Genomic DNA, 25,156 nt, shown 5'->3' with positions numbered 1-25,156 from the left:
TTTCAAAAGTGAGCCGCTGTAAGAGCGGAACCAATCTCAGCCATCACCCAAATAACGGATATGCCCCCACCCCAACCAGGAACGCCTCAGGACTTAGGCGTCAAATCCACCTTGAACCATTTTTCGCTGAGTTTCTTAACAGTCCCATCAGCAATCGCTTCTTTCAACGCCGCATCAAACTTGGCCTTCAACTCCGGATCGCTCTTGCGAAAACCCAGGCCCTCGCCATCACCCCAGATAGGGCCTTTGATCTGCGGCCCGGTATACGCCAGCCCCTTGTTCTCAGGCTTGGACATAATCGAATCAAGGAACGTAACGTCATCAAAAATCGCGTCAATACGGCCCGATTGCAGATCAAGAATCGCATCGGCCGACGTGTTGTACTCACGAATCGTCGCCACGTCCTTGAAGTTCTCATCAATGAACTTGGTGTAAATGATGCCTGAAGCGATCCCGATGGTTTTACCCTTCAGCGCCTGACGCAACGGCTCGATCGCATCGTGAATCGCCTTCGGATCAGCACTCAGCGTAATCGCATTCGCCGCCCCGGTTTTACCCGGCAGCAACGCCGCATCCTGCGCGACAAAGTTGGCCGGCGTCTGCGCGTAGGGAATCGAAAAATCCATGACCTGCTTACGGTCGTCAGTGATAACGATCGCATCCATCAACACATCAAACTTCCCTGCGTTGAGACTGGCAATCATGCCATCCCAGTTCTGCACGGTGATCTTGCACTGCAGCTTCATCTTGGCGCACAGGTAGTCCATCAGCTCAGGCTCGAAACCACTGATCTTCCCGCCTGGCAATGTCAGGTTCCAGGGCTCGTACGCGCCCTCGGTCGCGATGTTCACGGACGTCCAGTCCTTTGCCTGCAGTCCGGAAGCACTTGCCATCACTAGGGTCGCTACAGCAACAGAGCCTAACCAATTCGATTTTTTAGCGGTCATTTCTATTTCCTACCAATGTTTTGATGTGGGCTTAGGACTTTTTTCTCGAACGCATACAGGTTTGGGGACTGGCCGATTCGCTCTCCAGTCTGCACATGACTCCACATGTACATACATGTCATTGCAAAATATTTGCCAGCTTTTAAAAATAAATAACCTGTTGATTTTCAAGGAAATTAAACATGGTTAGAAAATGTGCGCGGTTTTTTCGCCCTGTTTTGGGTCGATAGGTAGCGTTTTGCACCCGCCCGTGCGCTGTCAGGTGTCAGGCGTGGGGGCAGGGTTCGCGGTGAGTATTGGCGTGAATCCCAGGTGCTCAAGCAGTCGCGCCATATCGCGGACTGCGATCGACAGGGTCGCGGTATTCACCAGCGGATGGCAGAGAATCCTGTCGCCGTTCCACACCTCTTCGGCGATCACAACCTGGGTGGCGCGCTGCACGTCATTGCACAACCCCAGCAATGACACCGCTCCCGGCTCCACGCCCAGGGTTTCCATCAGGCGGCGCGGCGAGGCGAATCTCAGGCCCTTGAGGCCGAGGGTTTGCGAGAGTGCACGCAGGTCCAAGCGCTGCTCGCTCTTGAGCACCACCAGGGTGGGATTCAAACCTTTGGCATCGCACAGGAAGATGTTCTTGACCGCCTGCCCGCTGATCCCGATGTCCAGTTTGTCGGCTTCTTCGCAGGTGCGCACGGCGCTGTGTTCCACGTATTCATAGGCAATGGAGCAGGTGTCGAGCAGGTGTAGAACGTCTTTGGGTTGAAGCATTGGCAAGGTCCCCGGGTATCGCTTTGTCTGCGCCAAAAATGGCAAAGGCCCGCCGTCCGAAAAGGAGGGCAGGCCGTTTGACGGCGTGGTTGTCAGTTCAGGTGATGGGCCACCAGGTCGTTGATTTTCCCGCTGCGCACCTGGTCAATCACACTGGCCATGTCAGCGTAAAACGCGCGGTCGTTATCCGCCACCGGCACTTCACTGCGCACCAGGTCATAGACCGCCTTGGTCGCGGTCGATGCCTTGTTCACATCGTGGAAATCCAGGGCCTGGCACGCGACCAGCACTTCGATGGCCACCACCGACTGGAGTTTTTGCGAGACTTTGTAGGCCTTGATCACCGCGTTGTAGGCCAGGCTGACCGGGTCTTCCTGGTTGCCGCAGGTCGAGACGCTGTCGATCGACGACGGCATCGACAGGGTTTTCATCTCGGCGTACAGCCCGGCGGCGGTGTACTGGACGATCATGTAGCCGCTGTTCAGGCCCGGGTTGCGCACCAGGAAGGCCGGCATTTCGCTGAAGTGCGAGTTGATCATGCGGTCGGTCCGGCGCTCGGAAATTTTCGCCAGGTTGGTCAGCGCCACACACAGTGTGTCGGCTGCAATCCCGATGTAGGTGCCGTCGAAGTTGGCGCCGGAAATCGCGATACCGTCACCGTCGTCCAGCGGGAAAATCACCGGGTTGTCGCCCGAAGAATTGATTTCTCGCTCGATGGTTTCCCGCGCGTAGTTGATGAACTGCCGGGAAGCACCATGCACTTGGGGGATGGCACGCAGGCTGTAGACGTCCTGCAGGCGGTAATCGATGTTGTCTGCGATGAGCTGGCTGTCGTGCAGGATAGCCTTGATATTGGCGGCGGTTGCGGCCTGTGCGGGGTGAGCCTTGATCGAGTGGTAGCGCGGGTCGAACGCGCGGATGGTGCCCTTGAGCGCCTCCAGCGACATGGCCGCCGCCACGTCCGCCAGGTCGGCAGCCTGCATCGCGTTGTACAGCGCCAGCGTAGCGATGGCGGTCACCGACGTGGTGCCGTTCAACATCGCCAGGCCTTCCTTGCACTGCAGGTCGGTCGGTTGCAGGCCGACCTGTTGCAGGGCGGTTGCGCCATCCACCAGTGCACCGCCCTTGACGCTGGCGCGGCCTTCGCCGAGCAGCACCAGGGCCAGGTGGCCTTCTACCGCGAGGTAACCCACCGAGCCTTCGCCCGGCGCAAAGGGCACCACGTCGTGGTTGAGCAGGCCGGCGATCAGTTCCAGCAGTTCCAGGCGCACCCCGGAGTAGCCTTTGCCCAGGCTGATCAACACCATCAACTGGATCGCCCGCACCTGTTCACGCACCAGCGGTTCGCCGACGGAAACAGCGTGGGAACGCACGATGTTGACTTGCAGTTCCTTGGCGTTTTCCGGCGAGATCACATGCCGCACGTTGTCGCCAAAACCGGTGGTCACGCCGTACACCAAACGGTTTTCATCGAGGAATCGCTCGATCAACCCACGGGACTTTTTAACCCGGTTCTTGTAACTGTCGGCAAACGAAACAGTGGCCGAATAGCGGGCGATCGCCACGAACTCTTCGATGCTGGGTTCTCTGTCGCCTAACACGACATGGGTAATTTGTTCAGGCAGGGTTTTCATCAGCGACTCCAGCAGGGCGTAACGCAATGGGGTGGGAAGTGGTTTAACTCTACGGGTTGCACTGACTGAAGAAAATATGAGGTTTTCTGTTACTTTTAGTAGAAAATCTAAACTGCTGAAGTCGCGAGATTCCCCCATGAGCCGTTTACCGCCGTTGCGCGCGTTGCAAGTGTTTGAAGTGGTGGGCCACTGCGCCGGTATGTCCCAGGCGGCGATTCGCCTGGGGATCTCGGTGGGCGCTGTCAGCCAGCAAATGAAACTGCTCGAAGATGCCCTGGGCATGAAGCTGACGCTCAAGGACGGCCAGCGCCTGCGCTTGAACAGCGTCGGCGAACGCCTGCACGCCCGCTGCACCGCGGCGTTCGAAGAACTCAGGCTGGCGGTGGCCGAGGCCGAGCGGGCGAAGAATCCCAACAACCTGTATATCAGTTGCCTGCCTTCGCTGATGACCAAATGGCTGTCGCCGCTGATCGACGAGTGGGGGCAGGACGAAACCGACCTGGACATCTACCTCGACAGCACCCTCGATGATGCATCGGGGGAGGAAAGTGCCGACTTTCGCATCGGTTATGGCGAGCACCCCGAGCATGCCGGGCATAGCGTGCCGCTGTTCCGCGATTGTGTGGTGCCCACCTGTTCACCGCAGTTGCTGGAACGGGTTGCGTGCGCGCGGGACTTGCTCGATTACCGCCTGATCGGCATCGACTCGCGGCCCAAATTCGATTCGCCGCCTTCGTGGACCCAATGGTTCAGCGAGCTGGAAGGGCAAACCGGCCAGCCCATCGTGATCCGCCGCAATTACTCATCATCGATTACCGCGATCCAGGCGGCCATCGACCGGCAAGGCATCGTGCTGGCGCAGTTCTCAATGATCGCCGGGGACCTGCGCGCCGGTCGGCTGGTGATTCCCTGGCGGTTCGCCGTGCCGCTGGCGGCGCCGTACTACCTGAGTTGGCACCCCAATACCCTGCACAAACAGCAGTGCCGTGGGTTTCAACGCTGGATGATTGGGCAGGGGCAGAAACAGGAGAAAATTACCGCTGCCATGCTTTCTGCTGCGCACTTTGATCATTAAGTTGTCACTTACGGTCATTGAGCGCCAGCCGGCGGACTCTTAGTCTGTGGGACATAAACCGATGGAGTGCCATTCGAGCGCTCCACGTCCCGTGATGATCCGTTGTGGAGCTGTACCATGACCGCTGCTGCCTACCCGCACTTGCTGGCCCCGTTGGACCTGGGTTTTACCACCCTGCGCAACCGCACCCTGATGGGCTCGATGCACACCGGCCTTGAAGAAAAACCCGGTGGCTTCGAGCGCATGGCGGCCTATTTTGCCGAACGTGCCCGTGGCGGCGTGGGCCTGATGGTCACCGGCGGCATTGGCCCCAACGATGAAGGTGGGGTGTATGGCGGTGCGGCCAAGCTGACCACCGACGAAGAAGCGCAGAAGCACAAGATCGTCACCCGGGCGGTGCACGAGGCGGGCGGCAAGATCTGCATGCAGATCCTCCACGCCGGGCGTTATGCCTACAGCCCGAAGCAGGTGGCACCGAGCGCAATCCAGGCGCCGATCAACCCGTTCAAGCCCAAAGAGCTGGACGAAGAAGGCATCGAAAAACAGATCAATGATTTCGTCACCTGCTCGGTGCTGGCCCAGGTCGCCGAGTACGACGGCGTGGAAATCATGGGTTCGGAAGGCTACTTCATCAACCAGTTCCTCGCCGCCCACACCAACCACCGCACCGACCGTTGGGGTGGCAGCTACGAAAACCGCATGCGTCTGCCGGTGGAAATCGTGCGCCGGGTGCGCGAAGCCGTAGGCCCGAATTTCATCATCATCTTCCGCCTGTCGATGCTCGACCTAGTGGAAGGCGGCAGCACCTGGGAAGAGATCGTGCAGTTGGCCAAGGCCATCGAGCAGGCCGGTGCAACGATCATCAACACCGGCATCGGCTGGCACGAAGCGCGGATCCCGACCATCGCCACCAAGGTGCCGCGTGGCGCGTTCAGCAAGGTCACCGCGAAGTTGCGCGGTGCGGTGCAGATTCCGTTGATCACCACCAACCGGATCAACACCCCGGAAATCGCCGAGCAGATTTTGGCCGAAGGCGATGCCGACATGGTCTCGATGGCTCGCCCATTCCTCGCCGACCCGGACTTCGTCAACAAGGCTGCCGAAGGCCGCGCCGATGAGATCAACACCTGCATCGGCTGCAACCAGGCCTGCCTGGACCACACCTTCGGCGGCAAGCTGACCACCTGCCTGGTCAACCCACGTGCGTGCTACGAGACCGAGCTCAACTACCTGCCGGTCAAGCAGATCAAGAAAATCGCCGTGGTCGGTGCCGGTCCTGCGGGCCTGGCGGCCGCCACCGTCGCCGCCGAGCGTGGGCATCAGGTGACGCTGTTCGATTCGGCCAGCGAGATCGGCGGCCAGTTCAACATCGCCAAGCGTGTGCCGGGCAAGGAAGAGTTCTTCGAGACCCTGCGCTACTTCAAGCGCAAGTTGCAGACCACTCACGTCGAACTGTGCCTGGACACCCGGGTCGACGTTGAGCAGCTTGTTGCGGGCGGTTATGACGAGATCATCCTCGCGACCGGCATCGCGCCGCGTATTCCGGCGATTCCCGGTGTGGAAAACGCCAAGGTATTGAGCTACCTCGACGTGATCCTGGAGCGTAAGCCGGTGGGTCATCGCGTGGCGGTGATCGGTGCCGGCGGTATCGGTTTTGACGTCTCGGAATTCCTCGTGCACCAGGGCGTGTCCACCAGCCTGGACCGCGAGGCGTTCTGGAAAGAATGGGGCATCGACACCCACCTTGAAGCCCGCGGCGGTGTGGCCGGGATCAAGCCCGAGCGCCATGCGCCGGCGCGTGAAGTGTTCCTGCTGCAGCGCAAGACGTCCAAGGTCGGCGACGGCCTGGGCAAGACCACCGGCTGGATTCATCGCACCGGTCTGAAGAACAAACAGGTGCAGATGCTCAACAGCGTCGAGTACCTGAAGATCGACGATGAGGGCCTGCACATCCGCATCGGCGCCGAGGGTGAACCGAAGGTGCTGGCGGTGGACAACATCGTGATCTGCGCCGGGCAGGACCCGCTGCGGGAATTGCAGGACGGCCTGGTGGCGGCCGGGCAGAACGTGCACCTGATCGGCGGTGCGGACGTGGCGGCCGAGCTGGATGCCAAGCGCGCCATCAACCAGGGTTCGCGCCTGGCGGCCGAGCTGTAAGCACGTAAAAGGGGCGGTGGTAGACTACCGCCCCTTTTCTTGTGCAGAACCGCCCTCATGGGTCCTTTCGACTGGCTTCCCCACGCGCCCCTTGAACCCCTGAAGCTGGACTGGATGGGGCCGGTGGAAGTCGCCGTACTGCGCCTGGATCGCATCGACCCGCTGATCAGCGGCAACAAGTGGTTCAAGCTCACCGAGCATCTGGCGCAAGGCCGGGCGGCGGGCGCCAGCGGGATCATCAGCCTGGGCGGCGCTTACTCCAATCACCTGCATGCACTGGCGGCGGCCGGGAAACGCTTCGGCTTTCCTACCGTTGGCTTGCTGCGTGGCCATCCGCAAGACACTCCCACGGTGCTCGACCTCAAGGCCTTCGGCATGCAACTGCATTGGCTGGGGTATGGCGGCTATCGCGCGCGCAACGAGCCGGACTTCTGGCTGCCCTGGCGCGAGCAGTATCCGCACCTGCACCCGGTACCTGAAGGCGGCGGGGGCCTGGCGGGCGCGTTGGGTTGCGGGGTTTTGGTGAATCAGGCGCGGGCACAATTAAACGGCCTGGGCTGGACGGACTATCACGGTTGGTGGCTGGCGGCAGGCACCGGTACTACATTGGCGGGATTGGTGCTGGCGGAGGCGGGCGCGCATCCGGTATATGGCGCCCTGGCGGTGCCCGACGACCACGGGGTGGCGCAACAGGTGCAGGCGCTTGTGCAGCAGGGTTATGAATTGCTGGAGGCCAGCCGGGGCGGCTTTGCCAAGGTTGATCCGGAGTTGCTGGCCTTTATCGACGCTACCGAGCAAGTCTGTGGCCTGGCGCTGGAGCCGCTGTATACCGGCAAAGCGTTATTGGCGTTGAAACTACAGATTGAAGCCGGGAGATTTTCCCCCGGCACCCGCCTGATCTTCGTCCACACCGGTGGCCTGCAGGGCCGCCGGGGTTTCCCTGTTGCACCCGGTTAATGTAGGCGCTGGCTTGCCTGCGATGCAGACACCGCGGTGTATCAGTGGCACCGAGGTGATGCTATCGCAGGCAAGCCAGCTCCCACACAAGCCAGCTGCCACATTCAATCCGTGGGCTTACTGAAGGTTCCCTCTCTTGCCGGGCATCATCCTCAACGCAGTGTTGTCTCGCAGCACATAGTGATGGGCCAACCCGGCCAACGCATGCAGCCCGATCAGCCAGTAGCCGATCTTGCCGAACAGCACGTGCCAGCTTTCAATTTCCTTGGCCAACGCCTTGTTCTCGGCAATCAGCGGCGGCAACTCGATGCCGTAGAACATCACCGAATGCCCCTCGGCGCTGACGATCAGCCAGCCGGCGATGGGCATGCCGATCATCAAGGCGTACAGCGCCATGTGCATCAGGGTGGCGAGGAGGGTTTGCCATTGCGGCGGGGCCGGTACGATCTTCGGTGCCACGCCCAGGCTGCGGGCGAACAACCGTAGCCACACCAGCACAAACACCGTCAGGCCGAACATGAAGTGCATTTCCACGATCAACGTACGTGCGCCGCTGCCTTTGGGAAACTGCCCGCGTAACTCAATGCAGGCGTAGACCACCGCCAGCAGCACCACCATCAGCCAGTGCAACGCAATCGACATGGTGCTGTAACGCGTATCGGAATTTTTCCAGGGCATCGCTTTCTTCCTCACTCATCAGGGCAAACCTCCGTTCTTTGCGACGGAGTCCTTTCAATGTAAGCCTGTTTTACGAGGTTTGCCCGTGAGAGGAGGGTGTATAGGCGATCTTTTGACCTCGATCAGTTGCCCTGCGGCATTTCACCCCGTGCCAGGCGCTGGTTGATGTCGGCGATCACCGCAGGCAGGTCGGTGATGGTGTCGATCATGTAGTGTGGGCGCGAGCCTTCGAACATGGCCTGGATACGCGTGCGTTCGCTGGCGAGTGTGCCGGCGTCGAGGGCGCGGAACTGCTCGTAGGTCAGGCCCAGGGCGTTGCCCGAGCAGGTCAGCGCCACGGTCCACATCCCGGCGCGACGGCCTTCGAGGATGCCCGGCACGGTGTCGTCGATCTTCACGCAGGCCGCTACGTCATCGATCCCGAGGGCGATCACGTTGGCCAGGGCCTGGGCCGGCCATGGTCGGCCGTTGGGTACTTCGTCGGTGGCGACCACGTGGTCGGCGATATAGCCATTGGTGGCAGCCAGTTCGACCACCTTGTCCATCACCTGCTTGGGGTAGCCGGAGCACGAACCGATCTTGATCCCTTGCTGGCGCAGGTTGGCGATAGTGTCCAGGGCACCGGGGATCAATGCCGAGTGCTCGGCGATCTTCTCGATCTGCAGCGGCATGAAGCGCTGGTAGATGGCGGTCACATCATCGTCAGTCGGTGTGCGGCCGAAGGCCTTGCGGTAACGCTTGGCCACCTGCGGCTGGTCGCACAGGGTGCGGATGTGGTCCCACTTGCCCATGCCCATCGGGCCACGGGCTTCCTCGATGGAGACCTGCACGTCGAACTCGGCGAAGGCTTCGACAAAAATCTGCGTGGGCGCGAACGAGCCGAAATCGACCACGGTGCCGGCCCAGTCGAGGATCGCGGCTTGAAGCTGGGTTGGGTTTGCGTAGTTCATGGTTCAGATCCTAGGAGTAGTGGGCAGTCAGATGTCGAGCACGTTCATTTCTTGCAGCACCTCGGCTACCGCCGCGACCGCGGCTTGCATCTCGGCCTGGTTCACATGGCCGATGCAGCCCACGCGGAAGGTTTCCACCTGGGTCAATTTGCCGGGATAAAGGATGAAGCCCTTGGCCTTGACCCGTTCGTAGAACTCCTTGAACTGGTAGCGCGGGTCTTTCGGCGCGTGGAAGGTAACGATGATCGGCGCCTGGATCGCGGCGGGCAGGAAGCTGCGCAGGCCCAGTTCGGCCATGCCGTCCAGCAATGCCTGGCAGTTGTCGGCGTAGCGCTGGTGCCGGGCGGGCAGGCCGCCTTCTTCGTTGTATTGCAGCAGCGCTTCGTGCAGCGCCGCCACCACGTGGGTCGGCGGTGTGAAGCGCCATTGGCCGGTCTTGGCCATGTAGCTGTGCTGGTCGAAAAGGTCCATCGCCAGGGAGTGGCAGTTGCCTTGGGCTGCAGCCAGCGCCTGCTTTTCAGCGAACACAAAACCCATCCCCGGTACGCCTTCCAGGCACTTGCCGGAGGCGGCGATCAGCGCGTCGAACGGCACCTCGCGGGCGTCGATCGGCAGCGCGCCGAAGGAGCTCATGGCGTCGATAATCAGGCGCTTGCCGTGGCGGGCGATGACCTGGGCGATCTCGGGCAACGGGTTGAGAATCCCGGTGCTGGTTTCGCAATGGATCAGTGCGACGTGGGTGATGCCCCTGTCGGCGTGCAACAGGCGGTCGACGTCGGCGGCGGTGGTGGGTTCGTCCTCGGCAGTTTCAAAGGTACTGAACTCGCGGCCGAGCACTTCGCAAATCTTCGCCAGGCGCTTGCCGTAGGCGCCGTTGATCAGCACCAGCACCTTGCCGTCCCGTGGCACGAGGGTGCCGATGGCCGCTTCCACGGCAAAGGTGCCGCTGCCTTGCAATGGCACGCAATGGTGGCTGGCGGTGCCGTTGACGATCACCAGCAGTTGCTCGCAAAGACTGGCGGTCAGTTGATTGAAGCGGTCATCCCATGAACCCCAGTCGACCATCATGGCCTGGCGGGTGCGGGCCGAGGTGGTCAAGGGCCCCGGGGTCAGCAGGATCGGCGCGGCAGTGCTCATTCGTGTGTCCTCGCAAAACATTGGGATGAAGTTACGGCGCCTAAATTGCAGTTTGGCTTGTCATCAATCAAATTGTTTGTTGTTATGCGAGCTATCAGTGAGGCCGATAGCTATGAACCTGTTTCAACTGCGTGCGTTTGATGCGGTGGCCCGCGAGGGCAGTTTTACCCGGGCGGCCGAGCGCCTGTTCATCAGCCAGCCGGCGGTGACCGGGCATATCAAGGCGCTGGAGGAGCACTACCAGATCGCGCTGCTGCGGCGTACCGCGCGGCGGGTGGAGTTGACCGAGGAGGGCACCAAACTCGCGGCGATCACCCGGGCGATCTTCGGCCTGGTGGAAGAGGCGCAGACGTTGCTGGAGGCCAACCGGCAATTACTTACCGGGCGCCTGGAAGTGGCGGCGGATGGGCCGCACATGGTCATGCCGATGCTGGCCAGCCTACGGCAGCGGTATCCGGGGATTACTGTCAATTTGCGCCTGGGCAATGCGCAGGAAACCCTCGCGGCGCTGTTGTCGGAGCGGGCTGACGTGGCGGTGTTGACCGAGGTGGAGCCGCGCAAGGGCCTGCACTTGCAGCCGTTGATCGAGTCACGGATTTGCGCGTTGGTGCCTGCGGGGCATCCGTGGCTGGCGGAGCCTGCGGGGATTCGGCTGGAGCAATTGGATCAGGTGATCATGGTGTTGCGTGAACCCAGCTCGATCACGCGGCGGACCTTTGACGATGCCTGCGCCCAGGCCGGCGTGCAGCCCCGGGTGTTGCTGGAACTGGACAGCCGTGAGGCGGTGACGGAAGCGGTGGCGGCCGAGTTGGGGGTTGGGGTGGTGTCGTCGATGGAAGTCAGCCGGGATCCGCGGGTGCACGCGATTCCGATCCAGGGCGAGGGGCTGGTGAACCGGCATGTGATCGGGTGCATGGAGCGGCGGCGGGAGTTGCGGTTGATTCAGGCGTTTTTCGAGTTGGCGCCCTGAGTGGGGGTTGGCTTGAGATCTAGTTGGCCCTTTCGCGAGCAAGCCCGCTCCCACATTCGACCGCGTTCCATCGGTAGAACTCGGTCAACTGTGGGAGCGGGCTTGCTCGCGAAGGGGCCCTCAACTTCACCGCAAACTTTCCCGCACAATCTCCAGAAACGTCGCCACCACCCGCCGCGAACTCTGCTCCTTCAAGCACACCAGTGTTTCCTTCATCCGCTGCGTACAGTCACGGATCGGCATCGCATACACCCGCGAATCTGCGCCAAACTCCGCAGCCGACACCACCCCCACGCCAATCCCCACCACCACCGCCTCCCGCGCGGCTTCGCGGCCTTCCACCTGGATCGCCGGGCGAATGCGCAGCCCGGCCTGGTGCATTTCCTGCTCCAGGGTCTGGCGGGTCACCGAGCCGATTTCCCGCAACACCAGCGGCGTATCGTCCAGGTCCGCCAGGCAGATCGACTCGCGGCCCGCCCACGGGTGGTTGCGGGCGACAAACGCGAGCAATTGGTCATCGGGCAGCGGCAGTGACAGCAGCCGCTCGTCGTCCACATCGCGCCCCAGCAGCGCGAGGTCGGCCTGGTAGTTGTACAGGCGAAACAGTGATTCATCGGTGTTGCCGGTTTCGATCTTCACGCTGATGCCCGGGTACAACTGGCAGAAGCGCGCAATCTGCGGCAGCACATGCACCGGGGCGTCCACCGCGAGTGTCAGGGTGCCGGTTTGCAAGGCGCGGGAATCCTGCAACAGCTCTTCGGCTTCCGCCGCGACGGCAAACAGACGCTGGGTGATGCTCAACAGGCGCTCGCCGAGGTCGGTCAAGCGCACCGAACGTTTGTTGCGATGAAACAGCAGCACGCCGAAACGTTCCTCAAGCTTGCGCACCTGGTCGGAAATGGCCGGCTGGCTGAGGAACAAGCGTTCGGCTGCGTGGGTAAAACTGCCGTGTACGGCCACCGCATGGAAGGCTTTGAGTTGCGCGTGAGACACCGACATCGCGAATCCTCTTACAAGCTCAGCTTATATTTGAAATACGATAAATCGATTTTACCTATTAGTCAGCCATTGCTTTGATAGCCCCAGTCGCCGTAGGTCGAGTCCTACACCTTCGGCGGCCATGGGTCTTCTGCGTGCTCACCAGCGGGACTCATCTGACCAATACCGCGCCCCTCCAAGCGCCGGTACTGCAGTGCTCAACAATAAAAATACAGGCGTTTGCTTTTCATTCTGCCGGCACACTCACACCCGAGGTCAGAACCACCATGAATACTCCCTTGAGTCACATCAAGCGTTGGCGCGTGCAGATTTTCGCCATCACCTGGCTGGCGTACGCGGCCTTCTATTTCACCCGCAAGGCTTTTTCGGTGGCCAAGCTGGGGATCGTCGACGACCCGAGTTTCCCGCTGGACAAGATGATGATGGCCAACCTGGATGGCATCTACCTGGCGGCCTACGCCGTTGGCCAATTCACCTGGGGCATGCTCGCCGACCGTTTCGGGCCGCGTGTGGTGGTACTCGGCGGGTTGCTGATTTCAGCCGCCGCCGCCCTGGTGATGGGCACGTTTGCCACGTTACCGATCTTTGTCACGTGCATGTTGATCCAGGGCCTGGCCCAGTCCACCGGCTGGTCCGGGCTGTGCAAGAACCTTGGCAGTTTCTTCCCGGCGCAGCAGCGTGGCCGGGTGCTGGGTTTATGGAGCTCGTGCTACGCCTTTGGTGGCCTGGTGGCGTCGCCGTTTGCCGGATGGTGGGCGTATACGCTGATCGGCACCTGGCATGCGGCATTTATCTCCAGTGCGGCTGTGGTCTTCGTGGTCGCGGTGCTGTTTTTCATTTTCCAGCGCAACACGCCACAGGATGTGGGGTTACCGGCAGTGGAACCGGAACCGGAACAGACTGCCGCCGAGAAGAACGCCAGTGTGCTGGAGCCGCTGCGGGCCATCTTGCGCAACCGTACTGTGTTGACCCTGGGGCTGGCGTACTTTCTGTTGAAACCGGCGCGTTACGCGATCCTGTTGTGGGGGCCGGTGATTGTGTATGAGCAGATGCCGTCGGTGGGCAAGGTCGGCGCGGCGATTGTGCCGACGGCGTTCGAGCTGGCGGGGTTGCTGGGGCCGATCATGATCGGCATGGCGTCCGACAAACTGTTCGGCGCCCGGCGCATGCCGGCCTGTGTCCTCAGCCTGCTGGCACTGACCGTGGCCCTGGCGTTGTTCATGGGCGCCTTGCACACCGGCAGTGTGGCGCTGGTGATGGCGCTGCTGTTTGTGATGGGCCTGACCCTGTACGGGCCGGACTCGATGATCAGCAGCACCGCCGCCATCGACTTCGGCACCGCCAAGGCCGGCGCGACGGCTGCGGGGTTCGTCAACGGCTGCGGTTCGGTGGGTGCAGTCCTGGGCGGCTTGTTGCCGGGCTACTTCGACACCGTCACGGTGTTTATCGTGTTTGCCGGCGCCGCGTTGTTTTCCTCCCTGGTGTTGATGCCCTACTGGAACGCCAGGCCGGCGGTGCTGGCGCAGGTGGGCGACTTCGTGCCCGACCGTGAGCGCGCCATCAATCCCTTGCGGACCTGAGGGGCATGGCCGGTTTTTTGGTGGATTAGAGTGTTTCAGCGCTATAAACTCTGCCCCCAAAGCGCCGGCCAGTAGACGTCTCGGCGCGATGGACAGAAGAGAGTGAGTCATGGGCGCACAGTGGAAAGTCAAACATAAAGAAGCGGCATCCAATGCCAAGGGCAAGATCTTCGGCAAGCTGGTGAAAGAGATCACCATTGCCGCCCGCAACGGTGCCGACACTGCTACCAACGCACATTTGCGCCTGGTGGTGGAGCAGGCCAAAAAGGCGTCGATGCCCAAGGAAACCCTGGAACGCGCGATCAAGAAAGGCGCCGGTCTGCTCGGTGAGACCGTGCAATACCACCGCGTAACCTACGAAGGTTTTGCCCCGCACCAGGTGCCGCTGATCGTTGAATGCGTGACCGACAACATCAACCGCACCGTGGCGGAAATCCGCGTGGCGTTCCGCAAGGGGCAACTCGGCGCGTCCGGCTCCGTGGCCTGGGACTTCAACCATGTGGGCCTGATCGAAGCCTCGCCGGACAGCCCGGAAGCCGATCCGGAAATGGCCGCGATTGAGGCCGGTGCCCAGGATTTCGAGGCAGGCGAAGAAGAAGGCACGACCTTGTTCATCACCGAGACCACCGACCTGGATGCCGTGCAGAAAGCCCTGCCGGAGCAGGGTTTCACCGTGCTGTCGGCCAAGCTCGGCTACATCGCGAAGAACCCGGTGAGCGGTTTGAGCGATGAGCAGATGGCTGAAGTCGAAGCCTTCCTGGAAGGCCTGGACAACCATGATGACGTGCAGGACATGTTCGTCGGGTTGGCGGGTTAATTCTGATTTGATGTGAACCCGGTCCAAATGTGGGAGCGGGCTTGCTCGCGAATACGGTGTACCAGCCAAGCATGTATTGACTGACACACCGCATTCTCGAGCAAGCCCGCTCCCACATTGGGTTTAGCTGAGTTTGGAAGACTGCAACAGGGTTGTGATTTCCTCGAACCCGGGCCGGGCCAGCACATCCGGCTGGCAGCAGTTGTCCCGCAAGGTTTCCAGCGCCACGCGCTTTTCCTCGCTCAACCCCGCATCAATCCTTTCCAGCAATTCCCCCAGCAACACCCCGAACGCCCTGACTTCGATGCGCTGCAACGCGCGGGTTTCCTGGCTGTCGACCGTGGCGTGAAACGACGCTGCACCAAAGTCCCCAAGCAGACATTCACCGGCTTCATTCCACAGAATGTTGTGGCCGTACAGATCACCGTGGGTGATGCCTTGCGCGTGCAGGTGCGCCGCCACCGAAGCGATGCCCCGGGCCATGCGCAGCGCCACATCCGCGCTGAAACGGGTGATGGGCTCGTAGATATCCCGGGTGCACGACGCCAGGCTCGGCAGCGCCGCAAGGTTGCGATAGTTCGGTTCGATCAGTTGCATCACCAGTGCCGCCTGGCCTTCCGGGTGGTCGACGACACGGCCTTCTACCTTGATCAGGTTGGCATGCAGTCCGGCGGCGATGCAGGCGTGCATTTCGTGCAGGGGCGAGCCGTCACTGGTAATGCTGCCTTTATAGAGTTTGACCGCGACCGCCTTGACCGGCCCGTTTGACGGGGCCCAGTACGCTTTGCGGATGATTCCGGAAGCGCCTTCCCCCAGCACTTCGCTCAATTCCAGCTCGGACCAGGGAATGTTTGGCGTCGCGTCATGGCGGGCCTCTTCCACGGCCATCTCTACCGGATTACCGGCGTAGGCCAGCCAGGTCAGGCTCGGCAAACCCAGCAACCAGTCCGGCAGGCGGGTCATGCGGTTGGAAGCGATGCGGATCAATTCGAGGTTTTTGCACTGGGCGAGACTTTGCGGCAACTGCTCCAGGTGGTTACCGGCCAGCATCAGTTTTTGCAGCAAAGGCCGTTCACCCAGTTCGTCCGGCAATTGGCTGATGTGGTTATCGGTGAGGATCAGCCAGCGCAGCAAGGGTGGCAGCGACGTCGCCGGGACACTGCTGATCTGGTTCGACTTGAAGCCGATCATGCTCAACTGCGCGCACTGGCCCAGGCATTGCGGCAGTTCGGTAAAGGCGTTTTCCGAACAGAACAGCACGCGCAAATGGGGCAGGCGGTGCAGGTCATCCGGCAGGCTGCTCAGGGCATTGCCGGTCAGGTTGAGGATTTCCAGGGAGTCGGCCAGGTCGAAGATTTCCCGGGGGAACTCGGTCAGCCCACAGCGCAGGTCCAGGCGTTTGATGCCGGCCAATTGGCCGGCCTTGAGTTGGGCAAGGGTATCCATGAACGGCGCGTCACTCGGCAATAGGGGCGTGAATGGCGCTCATGATAGCGGGTTGCGGCCCGATCTTCTGCAACTGCCCCAGGCGGCTGGCGGTGCGCGCCAAATCGATGGCCTGGCCGCTCAGGGATTGCTCCAGCGGCTGCTCGCCGATCAGCACCAATTGCTTGTCCTGGTCGTAGAGCACGTCCACCAGGTTGATGAACCGTTGCTGGGCGGCAATCGGACAGTCCGCCAGATGCGGCAGGCCGTCGATGATCCAGCGTTCATAGTCGCGGCACAGCTGCAGGTAGTCCATGACGGCGGTCGGTTGTTCGCACAGGTCGCTGAAGGTGAAGGCAATGCTGCGGTCCTGGTGCCAGCGGGCAGTCAATTGCCGGGCTCCGACGGTCAGGCTGACCGGGGCCTGATCCGCTGACGGCAGGCCCAGGGCTTGGCGTTGCGCGGCAGTCCCCGGCCACACGAACTGGCCAGCGCTGAACCGCTGATCGCCATGGGCCTGGGCCAGGCTGCGAAAATCCTGGGGGGCGCTGACTTCCATGACGTCCATGCGCGCGCTGATCAGCTCGATCACCGGCTTGAACCGCTGATGGTACAAGGGGTTCGGCAGCAACCCGGCGGGCGGATAATTGGAGGTTACCAGCACCCAGACTCCGCGCCGGAACAGGGCCTTGAACAGGCGGCTGATCAGCATCGCATCGCCGATATCATGTACGTGAAACTCGTCGAAGCACAGCACGCGGCAGCCATCGAGCAACTCATCCAGAGTCACGGCCAAGGCATCGCGCTGCTGGCGATGGGCAAACATTCCCTGGTGCAGACGGGCGAAAAAGTCGTGGAAGTGCACGCGCTGTTTCTCGGCAATCGGCAACGCCTGGAAAAAGCCGTCCAGCAACCAGCTCTTGCCCCGGCCGACGGCGCCGTGCAGGTACAGGCTGCGGGTAGGGCGCCCGGCCAGCAGATGGTCGGTTTGCCGGGCCATGGTCTCGATCACCTGTTGCTGGCTTGGGCTGAGGGTATAGCCCTGTTGCCGGGCCTTGCCCTGGAAGAATGCGCTGATACCGGGGGCGGCGGTGGTCGCCGCGGGTTTACCCAGCAACCGTTTGAGCAGGGGCGGTAAAGCAGCCAATGTCAGTCACTCTGTGTTTCGGTGGTCGCTCACTTTAGAGCGCCGGTTGCGGTTTGACCAATAGAGAAGCACGGCGCGAGCTATCTGGAAAAGGCATGGGTCAATGGATCCAAAACACCGACCTGACTGGCGGATTCCCTTCAAGTGACTAACCTCATACACAGCAGTCACCCCTGTATAAGGATTTGGGGCAGTGAAGGGACACGCAGTCTTGGCAATCATGAGCGCGATGCTCTGCAACACGGTTTATGGCGCACAGCTCCAGGTTGAGGTGCGTATCGACGTGCAGCGGGGGTGCCAGTTGGTCGGCACCACGCGTGAAGCAGGGATCGAGCAGCTCGGCGTACTGGATTTCGGCAGCGGCTCCCGGCTGGATGACCCGGCAGGCCCGTTGAGTGCAGCCTTGATCAGCCAGCGCCAGCCACGCCTGGAGTGCAACCCGGATACGCCGTATCAGATGCGTGTCGACGGCGGCCTGCATGGCGGCATCGGCGAAGTACGTTACCTGGGCGCTGCTGCCCCCTCGATCAAACCCATTCCCTATCGAATTTATGCCGATGCCGCACGCCGCATCCCCTTGGCCGTGGACGTACCGTTGAGCGGCCGCGTGCCCGATTCCGGCACGGTGGACTTGCCACTTTATGGACGCATCGAGCCGCTCAAGGAAATACCGGCCGTGGGGCGTTATTCCGACCTGCTCAAAGTGACGGTGACATGGTAAGCCGCGCCCTGGCCTGCATCGCGCTGGGCGGCCTGTTGCTCCTGGCCGAGGACGCCCAGGCGGCGGTCGCCGGGCAGATTCACGCACGGCTGGTGATTACCGCCAGTTGCCAGGTGAGCAAAGGCACCGACAGCGCGCCGGTGAGCCCGGATGGCGGCTCGGCCTTGCTGGATTTCGGCAGCCACGGACCCACTTGGGACAAGGGCCTGGGTGCCGGCATCAGTGATGGCGACAAGGCCGCGCTCGCTGTGTCCTGCAACCCGTCGGTGGTGAGCAGTTTCACCGTGACCATCGACGGCGGCGCCCATGGCGACGGCATCACCCGGCGCTTGAGCAATGGCCGGCAAACCATACCGTATCGGCTGTCGGCCGATCCTGCGGGCCGAAGCACCTACAGCATCGGCCAGCAACGCAATTTCGTCGTGACCAAGGGCGCACAGGTACCGATCCCGGTATTCGGCTCGGTGGTGGCGAATACCAGGGCCCTACCGGCCGGCATCTACACAGACACCCTGACGGTGACTCTGGATTGGTAATTCATGAGGATGGACATCATGCATGCACTTGTATCTAAAGCAGTTCTCCCATTGGTCGCACTGGCCTGGGTATCGGGTGCCCAGGCGGCCACGACGGTCACCGGGCAGATCAGCTCCACGCTGATCCTGACCAACAGTTGCCTGGTCAACGGCGTGGGCGGCACCACCGGTTTGAACTTCGGTACGATCAATTTCGGTACCACCAACAGCCAGTTCACCACGCAGTCCGGCCAGGTGCTGGGCGGCGGTGGAGGCGCGTTGTCGATCCAGTGTTCCTCGGGCACCTCGCCGGTGATCACCGTGGGCGCGGGCTCCCATGACGGCCAGTCCACGGGCGGCACCCGGGCGCTGTATGACGGCGTGGCCAATTATGTGCCGTATGACTTCTACACCGACACCGGGCATTCGACACTTCTGGCGATCAACGGAACTATCAACGTAGGTGCGAGCACGGGCGTTGCGCAAACCGTGAACATCTACGGCCAGGCCGTGGGCAAGGCAGGTTTGCCGGCGGGTACCTACACCGACACGGTGTCGGTGCAACTGACGTTCTAGTGCCATGAAGCGGGCCTGCTGGGCGACGCTGGCGGTCATCACGGGTTGGGGAATGCCGTTGTCGTTGCTGGCGGTGACCAGCCAGACGATCCAGGTCAGCGCGACGATTGCCGCAGGCTGCCTGGTGGTGGGCGGCGGCACGAACTACGGCAGCCTGGCGTTCGGCAGCTATTCGTCGTTGTCCACCAGCACGGTGTCGGTGGCGCTGAGCAGCGGGGTAACGCTGCAATGCACCCCGGGAGTCACCTTGAACATGAGCGTCAACGGCGGCTTGTACAACGCCAGTGGCCGGCACATGCAACTCAATAGCGGCAGTGCCCAAGTGGCGTACCAGCTGTTTCAGGACGCGGCCCTGAGCCAGAGCCTGGGGATCAGTCAAAGCGTCAGCGTGGCCTACAGCAACGCGAACAATATAACCCTGCCGATTTACGGCCGGGTGGTGTTACCGGGTAATCAGCCTGGGGGGACGTACAGCGACGTGCTGCAGGTGCAGCTGTCCTGGTAAGGCGATTGGCATGAGGAGTGGAATCTATGTTTGCAGCTTCCCGGCGGTATTGGGTTGCGGGTTTTATCGGTCTGGTGGCGTTGGGCGCCGGGCAGGTCCAGGCTGCCAGTTCGGTGCTGATCTGGCCCATTGACCCGGTGCTGGAGGCCGATCAACAGGCCAGCGCCTTGTGGTTGGAGAATCGCGGTACAGAGACTGCGAACCTGCAGATCCGGGTATTTGCCTGGAGCCAGGGCGGGTTTGACGAGCAGTACCAGAACCAGCGCGACGTGATCGGCAGCCCGCCGGTGGCGAAGATCGAACCGGGGCAGAAGCAATTGGTGCGCCTGACCCGGACCCGGGAAGTGCCGCCGGGCCAGGAGTTGGCCTATCGGATCATCATCGACGAAATCCCCGCCGCCACCCCTGAAACCCCCGCAGCCGATGGCAAGACGGCCGCCGCCATCCGCTTTCAGATGCGTTATTCGGTGCCGTTGTTCGCCTACGGCGCAGGCCTGTGGAGCAAGGAAGACGCGACGCGCCAGCGCGACCCCAAGGGCGCGGGCAAGCCTGACCTGAGCTGGAAAAAAGTCACCGTCGGCGGGCGCAACTATGTGGAGATGCGCAACCAGGGCGCGGTGCACGCGCGGCTCACCGATGTGGCGTTCAAACAGGGCGGGCAGACCCGGCCGCTGGTAGACGGCCTGCTCGGCTATGTACTGCCGGGCGCAACCATGCGCTGGCCGGTGCCACAAGGTGTCGCGGGCGATCAGCCGCTGCAGGTGCGAGTCAATGGCGCAGCGCAACTGGAGAACCTTGCGCCGGGACGGTAACGCAATGGAATAGGGCATGGAGCAGCCCTTGGTCTTAACGGATGGAGATGTCCATTGATGGACACAATGCCTTGGTGAGCCATGGTTGGGCTCGTAGTCGATGGCGATCGGTGTGGGTGGTGGGCGGCCTGGCGGGCCTGGTGCTTGCGCCGCTTGGCGTGGCCGCGCCGTTGCCGCCGCCGCCCAGCAACATGGAGGCTGTTGCCGATGCACAGTTGTTCCTCGAACTGGTGGTCAACCAGATGGACACTGGCCGGGTGGTGGCCGTGGATCAGCGCGCCGGCGGCCTGTTTGTGCCGGCGGCCACCTTGCGGGACGTGGGCATGAAGCTGCCGGCCGAGATCACCACCGAGGTCGCGCTGGACCACCTGCCGGGCCTGCACACCGATTACGACAGCCAGGGCCAGCGCCTCATGTTGACGGTACCGCCGGCGTGGTTGCCGGCGCAGTTCATCGGCAGCCGCAACAACTACCCGCGCGCCCAGGCACTCACCAGTTTTGGTGCGTTGCTCAACTATGACGCTTACCTGAACGACACCGATGACGCCGGCACATACCTGGGCATCTTCAACGAAGTGCGGCTGTTCGATACCTGGGGCACGTTGTCCAATACCGGCCAATACCGCACCACCTTTGGCGGCCAGGCCAGCGGCAGCACTTTGAACAATGGCTATCGGCGCTATGACACCACCTGGCGCTTTTCCGACGATGAGCGCCTGCTGACCTACGAGGCGGGCGACGTGATCAGCAGCGCATTGCCGTGGAGCAGTTCGGTACGCCTGGGCGGGGTGCAAGTGTCGCGGGATTTCGGCGTACGCCCGGACCTGGTGACTTACCCCTTGCCACAATTTGCCGGGGAGGCGGCGGTGCCGTCGTCGGTGGACCTGTTCATCAATGGCTACAAATCCAGCAGCGCAGATCTGCAGCCGGGCCCTTACACCTTGACCAACGTGCCGTTTATCAACGGCGCCGGCGAAGCGGTGGTGGTCACCACCGATGCCCTGGGCCGGCAGGTGTCGACCACCGTGCCGTTCTACGTCACCAGTACGTTGCTGCAAAAAGGCCTGTCGGATTTTTCGGTGGCGGCCGGTAATTTGCGCCGCGACTACACCATTCGGGATTTTGGCTACGGGCCGGGCGTGGCCAGCGGCACGTTTCGTTACGGGGTGTCGGACTACTTCACCCTGGAAAGCCATGCCGAAGCCTCAGGCGACCTGACCCTGGGCGGGCTCGGCGGCAACGTGCGGCTGGGCAACTTCGGGGTGCTCAATACCGCCCTCAGCCAAAGCCAGTTTGATGGCGAGACCGGCCAGCAACTGAGCTTCGGTTATCAATACAGCAACCAGCGCTACAGCCTGTCATACCAGCGAGTAGAGCGCCGCGACCAGTACGCCGACCTGACCCTGGTCGACACGCCTTATGCGAGCCTCAGCAAGCGCAGCGAGCAGGTGACGCTGAGCCTGAACCTCAACGATTTCGGCAGCATCGGTGCCGGCTATTTCGATGTACAGGCGGCCGATGACTCCCGCACCCGGCTGATGAACCTCACCTGGAGCAAACAGCTGTGGCGCAACACCAGTTTCTATCTGTCGGCCAACCGTGAGGTCGGTGACAGCAACTGGGCCATGCAGGCGCAGTTGGTCATCCCGTTCGACGTCTACGGCAGCCTGGCCTTGAGCAACGAGCGCAGCCAGGCCGGCGAAAGTCGCCAGCGGGTCAACTACAGCCGGGCGGTGCCGTCCGAGGGCGGCGTGGGCTACAACCTGGGGTATGCCAGTGGCGACGGCCCGGCCTATCGCCAGGCCGACCTGACCTGGCGCATGCAGTCGGTGCAATTGCAGGCGGGCGTGTACGGCAGCAGTGACGCCGAGACCCGTTGGGCGGATGCCAGTGGCTCGCTGGTGTGGATGGACAATCAGGTGTTCACCGCCAACCAGGTCAATGACGCGTTTGTGGTGGTGAGCACCGACGGCTATTCCGGTGTGCCGGTGCTCTATGAAAACCAGTTGGTGGGGGAAACCGACCGCAACGGGCACTTGCTGGTGCCGTGGAGCAGCGCGTACTACCGCGGCAAGTATGAAATCGACCCGCTGAACCTGCCGGTCAACGTGCAGACCCCGAATGTCGAGCAGCGCGTGGCGGTGCGGCGCGGCAGCGGCTACTTGCTGGAGTTCCCGGTGCGCCGGGTGATCGCGGCCAGTATCACCCTGGTGGATGCCCGGCATCAGGACCTGCCCCTGGGCAGCCAGGTGCGTCATGAGCAAACCGGGGCGCGCGCGGTGGTGGGGTGGGATGGCCTGGTGTACCTGGAGAACCTGGCGGCCCACAACACCTTGCAAGTCACTGTGGGTGAGGGCCGTACCTGCCAGGCAACGTTCGACGTGGATATCAACGAGGAGCAGGTGCCGCTGATCGGGCCGCTGGTTTGCCAATGAGATAAGGAGTGTGGGTGTGCGGGTCAAAGGATGGGTGTCGGGAATGCTGGTGTTGGCGAGCCTTGGGGGCGTGCAGCAGGCGCAGGCCTTGTGTTCGGTGGGGGCGACCGTGCCAGCCAGCTTTGGCACGTCGGTGAGTTCGATGACCGTGCGCACTGCCGCCCAGACCAGTTCGACCACCTCCGGCGGCTTGAACTGTACCTCTGCCCTGATTTCGTTGCTGGCTTCCACCGACCACTTTTACGCCACCATCACCGGTTCCTCCCAGGGCGGCATGGTTGGGCCCACCGGTGATGTGATCAGCTACACGGTCTATGCCAACAACACCACCGGCTTTCCGATGACCCGGGGCACCGCGTTCGACTTTGGCGGGCCCGGCGGCATCGCGCAAACCGCCGGGCTGATTTCCGGGCCGGGCACGAAAACCTTGCCGCTTTACATGAGCACGACGATCGGCAGCAACGTGGCGGCCGGCACCTATAGCGAAACCCTGAGTATTTTCTGGAACTGGAACTATTGCTCGGGCATTGGTATCGGCGGGATTTGTCTGGGGCGGGATATCAACAGTGGCACCACGACGTTGACCGTCAGCATGACCGTGGCCAATGACTGCACGATCACCGCGCCCAACATCAGCTTCGGCAGCGCCCCGGTGATCAGTGGTTTTTCCAGCGTGAGCGGGCAAGCCACGATTGCCTGCACCAAGGGCAGTGCCTACACCGTGGGCATCAGCGACGGGCAGAACCCGGTGAGTGTGGGCGGGCAGCGGCGGATGATCTCGGGGAGCAACTTCCTCAATTACGATATCTTCAAAAGCGCCACCACCACTCGCTGGGGCAGCGTGACCACTGCCCGGCGCGCCAGCTCCACGGCTGAGGTGAACCCCGGGAATGGCCTGGGCACCGGTAGCCAAGTGTTCAACTACAACGCGGCGATCTATAGCAACCAGGCCACGCCGCCAGCCGGTACCTACGTCGATAACGTGGTACTGGATGTGGGTTTCTAGAACCGCATCGTCTGCTTGAGCATCTGCGTGGTCGAGGCGTCCTGCGGGCTGACCATCGCATAGTTGTAGCCCGCGCCCGACCAGTATTCGGCCTGCAGCCCGTCGGCACTGCGGCTGCCACGGGGCAGGAATTTGTTTTCCGGGCCTGGCGGACGGATATAGAAACTGATGCGTCGCCCTTGGGGGTCTTCATACAGCACCATGGCCGCCGCGCCTTGTTCGGTACTGAGCAGGCGCCCGCTGACCGCCTTGAACCCGGCCTGGCTCAGGTCCGGCAGGCGGTAGGCCTGGTTGAAGTAACGGTCGAGCCAGCCTTGCATGTCGCCACCGCTTTGCACGTGGTAGTCGGCGGGCAAGATGCCGTCCTGGGCAAACAGGCGGTAGGCCTGCATCGCGTCGCTCATGGGCGCCATGCTCTCGAGCAGCGTAGCCTGGCGGGCCTGCCAGCCGCCGAGGCCGCCGACACTGACGGCAATCAACAGCATGGCGGCGGTTGCGAGATGGCGGCGCGACTGGCGCTTGACCCGCTGGCGAATCAGGGCCGGGTCCAGCTCGGGGTTGGCGGGTTGTTGCAGTGCGCCGCTCAACGATGCCCGCAGGTGCTGCGCGTCCTGTTGCCAGGCGTGCACCTGGGCGGCGACGTCCGGGTGGGCCGCCAGCCAGGTTTCGAGCTGGCGGCGGTCGGCGTCCAGGAGCTGGTGATCGACGTAGGCATGCAAATCGCGTTCGCTGGGAGGCAGGCTGATCATTTGAGTATCCGCAGGGCAGGGCTGGTGATTTCGCCGTCGCTGAGCTGGCGCAGGGCCTGGCGCGCGCGCGACAGGCGAGACATCACGGTGCCCACGGGCACCTCGAGGATGTCGGCGACTTCTTTGTAGCTCAAGCCTTCCACCGAGACCCACAGCAGCAGGGCGCGCTGTTCGGTGTTCAATTTGTCGAAGGCTTGCAGGGTCGATTGCGCGATGACGGTGCGCTCGACCGACGGCTGCGAATCATCGCGGCCGGTGAAAAATTCCAGCATGCGTGTGTACCGCCGGGAGCGCCGATGGGCGTCGAGGAACTGCCGGTAGAGGATCGAGAACAGCCAGGCGCGCAAGTCGCCTTCGAGGCGTTTGTCGGCCCAACTGATGATCGCGCGCTCAAGGCTCGCCTGCACCAGGTCGTCGGCGCTGCTGGTGTTACGCGTCAGGGACACGGCAAAACGCCGCAACCTGGGGATGAGTTCACGTAACTGTTCGTCGAGTTCGTGCATGGGATTCTGGCTAGTCACTACGCTGGGACTAGGAAGACGTCCGGCGTTGAAGGTTATTCCAGGCCAATAAAAATAAACAGCAGGCCAGGGAAT

At 62.2% G+C, this 25,156-nt stretch carries 24 protein-coding genes; 13 read left to right on the top strand and 11 right to left on the bottom strand.

The genetic code is table 11. The features are described from left to right. Positions 1–86: 86 nt before the first annotated feature. From HX873_RS27860 to hutH, 3 genes are all read right to left on the bottom strand, one after another. Positions 87–851, bottom strand: coding sequence for a transporter substrate-binding domain-containing protein (locus tag HX873_RS27860; protein WP_003212408.1), 765 nt, complete (start codon positions 849–851; stop codon positions 87–89). Positions 852–1,205: 354 nt separating this feature from the next. Continuing rightward, entirely contained in the window at positions 1,206–1,715 is a 510-nt protein-coding gene (locus HX873_RS27855; protein ID WP_177051781.1) for a prolyl-tRNA synthetase associated domain-containing protein, read from the bottom strand. Between the two features lie 92 nt (positions 1,716–1,807). Then, positions 1,808–3,349: a histidine ammonia-lyase gene (gene hutH, locus HX873_RS27850; RefSeq protein ID WP_023658981.1), complete on the bottom strand. Its 1,542-nt coding sequence runs from the start codon at positions 3,347–3,349 to the stop codon at positions 1,808–1,810. Between the two features lie 136 nt (positions 3,350–3,485). On the opposite strand from hutH, the gene HX873_RS27845 reads away from it, so the two are divergent. The 3 genes from HX873_RS27845 (at position 3,486) to HX873_RS27835 (ending at position 7,538) form a co-directional block, all read left to right on the top strand. Continuing rightward, the gene (locus HX873_RS27845) at positions 3,486–4,424 is read left to right on the top strand and encodes a LysR substrate-binding domain-containing protein (RefSeq protein ID WP_003212414.1); all 939 of its coding nucleotides are present in this window, start codon (positions 3,486–3,488) and stop codon (positions 4,422–4,424) included. Between the two features lie 117 nt (positions 4,425–4,541). Next, positions 4,542–6,581, top strand: a complete 2,040-nt coding sequence (locus HX873_RS27840) for an NADPH-dependent 2,4-dienoyl-CoA reductase (RefSeq protein ID WP_102369532.1) — start codon at positions 4,542–4,544, stop codon at positions 6,579–6,581. 57 nt (positions 6,582–6,638) lie between these two features. Continuing rightward, positions 6,639–7,538: a 1-aminocyclopropane-1-carboxylate deaminase/D-cysteine desulfhydrase gene (locus HX873_RS27835; RefSeq protein WP_177123507.1), complete on the top strand. Its 900-nt coding sequence runs from the start codon at positions 6,639–6,641 to the stop codon at positions 7,536–7,538. 117 nt (positions 7,539–7,655) lie between these two features. On the opposite strand, the gene HX873_RS27830 is transcribed toward HX873_RS27835, so the two are convergent. From HX873_RS27830 to HX873_RS27820, 3 genes are all read right to left on the bottom strand, one after another. Then, positions 7,656–8,216, bottom strand: a complete 561-nt coding sequence (locus HX873_RS27830) for a cytochrome b (RefSeq protein ID WP_102605883.1) — start codon at positions 8,214–8,216, stop codon at positions 7,656–7,658. A gap of 122 nt (positions 8,217–8,338) precedes the next feature. Further along, positions 8,339–9,166, bottom strand: a complete 828-nt coding sequence (gene phnX, locus HX873_RS27825; protein WP_177123506.1) for a phosphonoacetaldehyde hydrolase — start codon at positions 9,164–9,166, stop codon at positions 8,339–8,341. A 27-nt stretch (positions 9,167–9,193) separates the two neighbouring features. Continuing rightward, positions 9,194–10,303, bottom strand: a complete 1,110-nt coding sequence (locus tag HX873_RS27820; RefSeq protein ID WP_134327002.1) for a 2-aminoethylphosphonate--pyruvate transaminase — start codon at positions 10,301–10,303, stop codon at positions 9,194–9,196. A 112-nt stretch (positions 10,304–10,415) separates the two neighbouring features. On the opposite strand from HX873_RS27820, the gene HX873_RS27815 reads away from it, so the two are divergent. Beyond that, a complete protein-coding gene (locus tag HX873_RS27815) occupies positions 10,416–11,273 on the top strand; it encodes a LysR substrate-binding domain-containing protein (RefSeq protein ID WP_003212427.1) in 858 nt (285 codons plus the stop codon). A gap of 126 nt (positions 11,274–11,399) precedes the next feature. Here HX873_RS27815 and HX873_RS27810 read toward each other — a convergent pair whose 3' ends face one another. Then, positions 11,400–12,272: a LysR substrate-binding domain-containing protein gene (locus tag HX873_RS27810; protein WP_003212428.1), complete on the bottom strand. Its 873-nt coding sequence runs from the start codon at positions 12,270–12,272 to the stop codon at positions 11,400–11,402. A 266-nt stretch (positions 12,273–12,538) separates the two neighbouring features. Here HX873_RS27810 and HX873_RS27805 point away from each other — a divergent pair, with 266 nt between their 5' ends. Both HX873_RS27805 and HX873_RS27800 read left to right on the top strand, forming a co-directional pair. Continuing rightward, positions 12,539–13,852: an MFS transporter gene (locus HX873_RS27805; RefSeq protein ID WP_008431477.1), complete on the top strand. Its 1,314-nt coding sequence runs from the start codon at positions 12,539–12,541 to the stop codon at positions 13,850–13,852. A gap of 109 nt (positions 13,853–13,961) precedes the next feature. Continuing rightward, positions 13,962–14,669 (top strand): YebC/PmpR family DNA-binding transcriptional regulator, encoded by a 708-nt coding sequence (locus HX873_RS27800; RefSeq protein WP_102369528.1) that lies wholly within the window; start codon positions 13,962–13,964, stop codon positions 14,667–14,669. A 123-nt stretch (positions 14,670–14,792) separates the two neighbouring features. On the opposite strand, the gene HX873_RS27795 is transcribed toward HX873_RS27800, so the two are convergent. Together HX873_RS27795 and zapE are read right to left on the bottom strand one after the other, a co-directional pair. Then, entirely contained in the window at positions 14,793–16,115 is a 1,323-nt protein-coding gene (locus tag HX873_RS27795) for a leucine-rich repeat-containing protein kinase family protein (RefSeq protein ID WP_177123505.1), read from the bottom strand. Positions 16,116–16,125: 10 nt separating this feature from the next. Further along, positions 16,126–17,241, bottom strand: coding sequence for a cell division protein ZapE (gene zapE / locus HX873_RS27790; protein ID WP_003212435.1), 1,116 nt, complete (start codon positions 17,239–17,241; stop codon positions 16,126–16,128). Between the two features lie 229 nt (positions 17,242–17,470). Here zapE and HX873_RS27785 point away from each other — a divergent pair, with 229 nt between their 5' ends. From HX873_RS27785 to HX873_RS27755, 7 genes are read left to right on the top strand one after another with little or no spacing between them, the layout of a single operon-like run. Beyond that, on the top strand, positions 17,471–17,962 hold the full coding sequence (locus HX873_RS27785) for a spore coat U domain-containing protein (protein ID WP_218166240.1): 492 nt from the start codon (positions 17,471–17,473) through the stop codon (positions 17,960–17,962). Further along, entirely contained in the window at positions 17,956–18,498 is a 543-nt protein-coding gene (locus HX873_RS27780; protein WP_003212440.1) for a spore coat protein U domain-containing protein, read from the top strand. Before HX873_RS27785 ends, HX873_RS27780 begins: the two co-directional genes overlap by 7 nt. An 18-nt stretch (positions 18,499–18,516) precedes the next feature. Then, on the top strand, positions 18,517–19,053 hold the full coding sequence (locus tag HX873_RS27775) for a spore coat protein U domain-containing protein (RefSeq protein WP_032898768.1): 537 nt from the start codon (positions 18,517–18,519) through the stop codon (positions 19,051–19,053). A gap of 4 nt (positions 19,054–19,057) precedes the next feature. After that, positions 19,058–19,558 carry a spore coat U domain-containing protein gene (locus HX873_RS27770; protein WP_008431486.1) on the top strand — a complete coding sequence of 167 codons (501 nt, stop codon included), beginning with the start codon at positions 19,058–19,060 and terminating at the stop codon, positions 19,556–19,558. Between the two features lie 26 nt (positions 19,559–19,584). Beyond that, positions 19,585–20,370 carry a molecular chaperone gene (locus HX873_RS27765; protein WP_003212447.1) on the top strand — a complete coding sequence of 262 codons (786 nt, stop codon included), beginning with the start codon at positions 19,585–19,587 and terminating at the stop codon, positions 20,368–20,370. A gap of 41 nt (positions 20,371–20,411) precedes the next feature. Further along, positions 20,412–22,805, top strand: a complete 2,394-nt coding sequence (locus HX873_RS27760) for a fimbria/pilus outer membrane usher protein (RefSeq protein WP_177056021.1) — start codon at positions 20,412–20,414, stop codon at positions 22,803–22,805. Positions 22,806–22,848: 43 nt separating this feature from the next. Then, the gene (locus HX873_RS27755; protein ID WP_177041893.1) at positions 22,849–23,811 is read left to right on the top strand and encodes a spore coat U domain-containing protein; all 963 of its coding nucleotides are present in this window, start codon (positions 22,849–22,851) and stop codon (positions 23,809–23,811) included. On the opposite strand, the gene HX873_RS27750 is transcribed toward HX873_RS27755, so the two are convergent. Both HX873_RS27750 and HX873_RS27745 read right to left on the bottom strand, forming a co-directional pair. Continuing rightward, the gene (locus HX873_RS27750) at positions 23,808–24,560 is read right to left on the bottom strand and encodes an anti-sigma factor (RefSeq protein WP_177021352.1); all 753 of its coding nucleotides are present in this window, start codon (positions 24,558–24,560) and stop codon (positions 23,808–23,810) included. The two genes, HX873_RS27755 and HX873_RS27750, sit on opposite strands and share 4 nt — an antisense overlap. Continuing rightward, entirely contained in the window at positions 24,557–25,063 is a 507-nt protein-coding gene (locus tag HX873_RS27745) for an RNA polymerase sigma factor (protein WP_003212456.1), read from the bottom strand. The genes HX873_RS27750 and HX873_RS27745 overlap by 4 nt, the downstream gene beginning before the upstream one ends. Positions 25,064–25,156 lie beyond the last annotated feature (93 nt).

This window comes from Pseudomonas sp. P7758, assembly GCF_013386485.1.
In the GTDB taxonomy this organism is placed as follows: domain Bacteria; phylum Pseudomonadota; class Gammaproteobacteria; order Pseudomonadales; family Pseudomonadaceae; genus Aquipseudomonas.
The sequence above is the reverse complement of the archived record's forward strand: the minus strand, read 5'-3'. Positions and strand labels throughout refer to the sequence as shown.

Coding starts and splice junctions, on each gene's coding strand:
- HX873_RS27845 (WP_003212414.1), top strand. CDS start 3,486: ATGAGCCGTTTACCGCCGTTGCGCGCGTTGCAAGTGTTTGAAGTGGTG.
- HX873_RS27770 (WP_008431486.1), top strand. CDS start 19,058: ATGAAGCGGGCCTGCTGGGCGACGCTGGCGGTCATCACGGGTTGGGGA.
- HX873_RS27840 (WP_102369532.1), top strand. CDS start 4,542: ATGACCGCTGCTGCCTACCCGCACTTGCTGGCCCCGTTGGACCTGGGT.
- HX873_RS27830 (WP_102605883.1), bottom strand. CDS start 8,216: ATGCCCTGGAAAAATTCCGATACGCGTTACAGCACCATGTCGATTGCG.
- HX873_RS27755 (WP_177041893.1), top strand. CDS start 22,849: ATGCTGGTGTTGGCGAGCCTTGGGGGCGTGCAGCAGGCGCAGGCCTTG.
- HX873_RS27750 (WP_177021352.1), bottom strand. CDS start 24,560: ATGATCAGCCTGCCTCCCAGCGAACGCGATTTGCATGCCTACGTCGAT.
- HX873_RS27815 (WP_003212427.1), top strand. CDS start 10,416: ATGAACCTGTTTCAACTGCGTGCGTTTGATGCGGTGGCCCGCGAGGGC.
- HX873_RS27785 (WP_218166240.1), top strand. CDS start 17,471: ATGCTCTGCAACACGGTTTATGGCGCACAGCTCCAGGTTGAGGTGCGT.
- HX873_RS27745 (WP_003212456.1), bottom strand. CDS start 25,063: ATGCACGAACTCGACGAACAGTTACGTGAACTCATCCCCAGGTTGCGG.
- HX873_RS27835 (WP_177123507.1), top strand. CDS start 6,639: ATGGGTCCTTTCGACTGGCTTCCCCACGCGCCCCTTGAACCCCTGAAG.
- HX873_RS27855 (WP_177051781.1), bottom strand. CDS start 1,715: ATGCTTCAACCCAAAGACGTTCTACACCTGCTCGACACCTGCTCCATT.
- hutH (WP_023658981.1), bottom strand. CDS start 3,349: ATGAAAACCCTGCCTGAACAAATTACCCATGTCGTGTTAGGCGACAGA.
- HX873_RS27820 (WP_134327002.1), bottom strand. CDS start 10,303: ATGAGCACTGCCGCGCCGATCCTGCTGACCCCGGGGCCCTTGACCACC.
- HX873_RS27805 (WP_008431477.1), top strand. CDS start 12,539: ATGAATACTCCCTTGAGTCACATCAAGCGTTGGCGCGTGCAGATTTTC.
- HX873_RS27780 (WP_003212440.1), top strand. CDS start 17,956: ATGGTAAGCCGCGCCCTGGCCTGCATCGCGCTGGGCGGCCTGTTGCTC.
- HX873_RS27800 (WP_102369528.1), top strand. CDS start 13,962: ATGGGCGCACAGTGGAAAGTCAAACATAAAGAAGCGGCATCCAATGCC.
- HX873_RS27795 (WP_177123505.1), bottom strand. CDS start 16,115: ATGGATACCCTTGCCCAACTCAAGGCCGGCCAATTGGCCGGCATCAAA.
- HX873_RS27810 (WP_003212428.1), bottom strand. CDS start 12,272: ATGTCGGTGTCTCACGCGCAACTCAAAGCCTTCCATGCGGTGGCCGTA.
- HX873_RS27765 (WP_003212447.1), top strand. CDS start 19,585: ATGTTTGCAGCTTCCCGGCGGTATTGGGTTGCGGGTTTTATCGGTCTG.
- HX873_RS27760 (WP_177056021.1), top strand. CDS start 20,412: ATGGAGATGTCCATTGATGGACACAATGCCTTGGTGAGCCATGGTTGG.
- phnX (WP_177123506.1), bottom strand. CDS start 9,166: ATGAACTACGCAAACCCAACCCAGCTTCAAGCCGCGATCCTCGACTGG.
- HX873_RS27775 (WP_032898768.1), top strand. CDS start 18,517: ATGCATGCACTTGTATCTAAAGCAGTTCTCCCATTGGTCGCACTGGCC.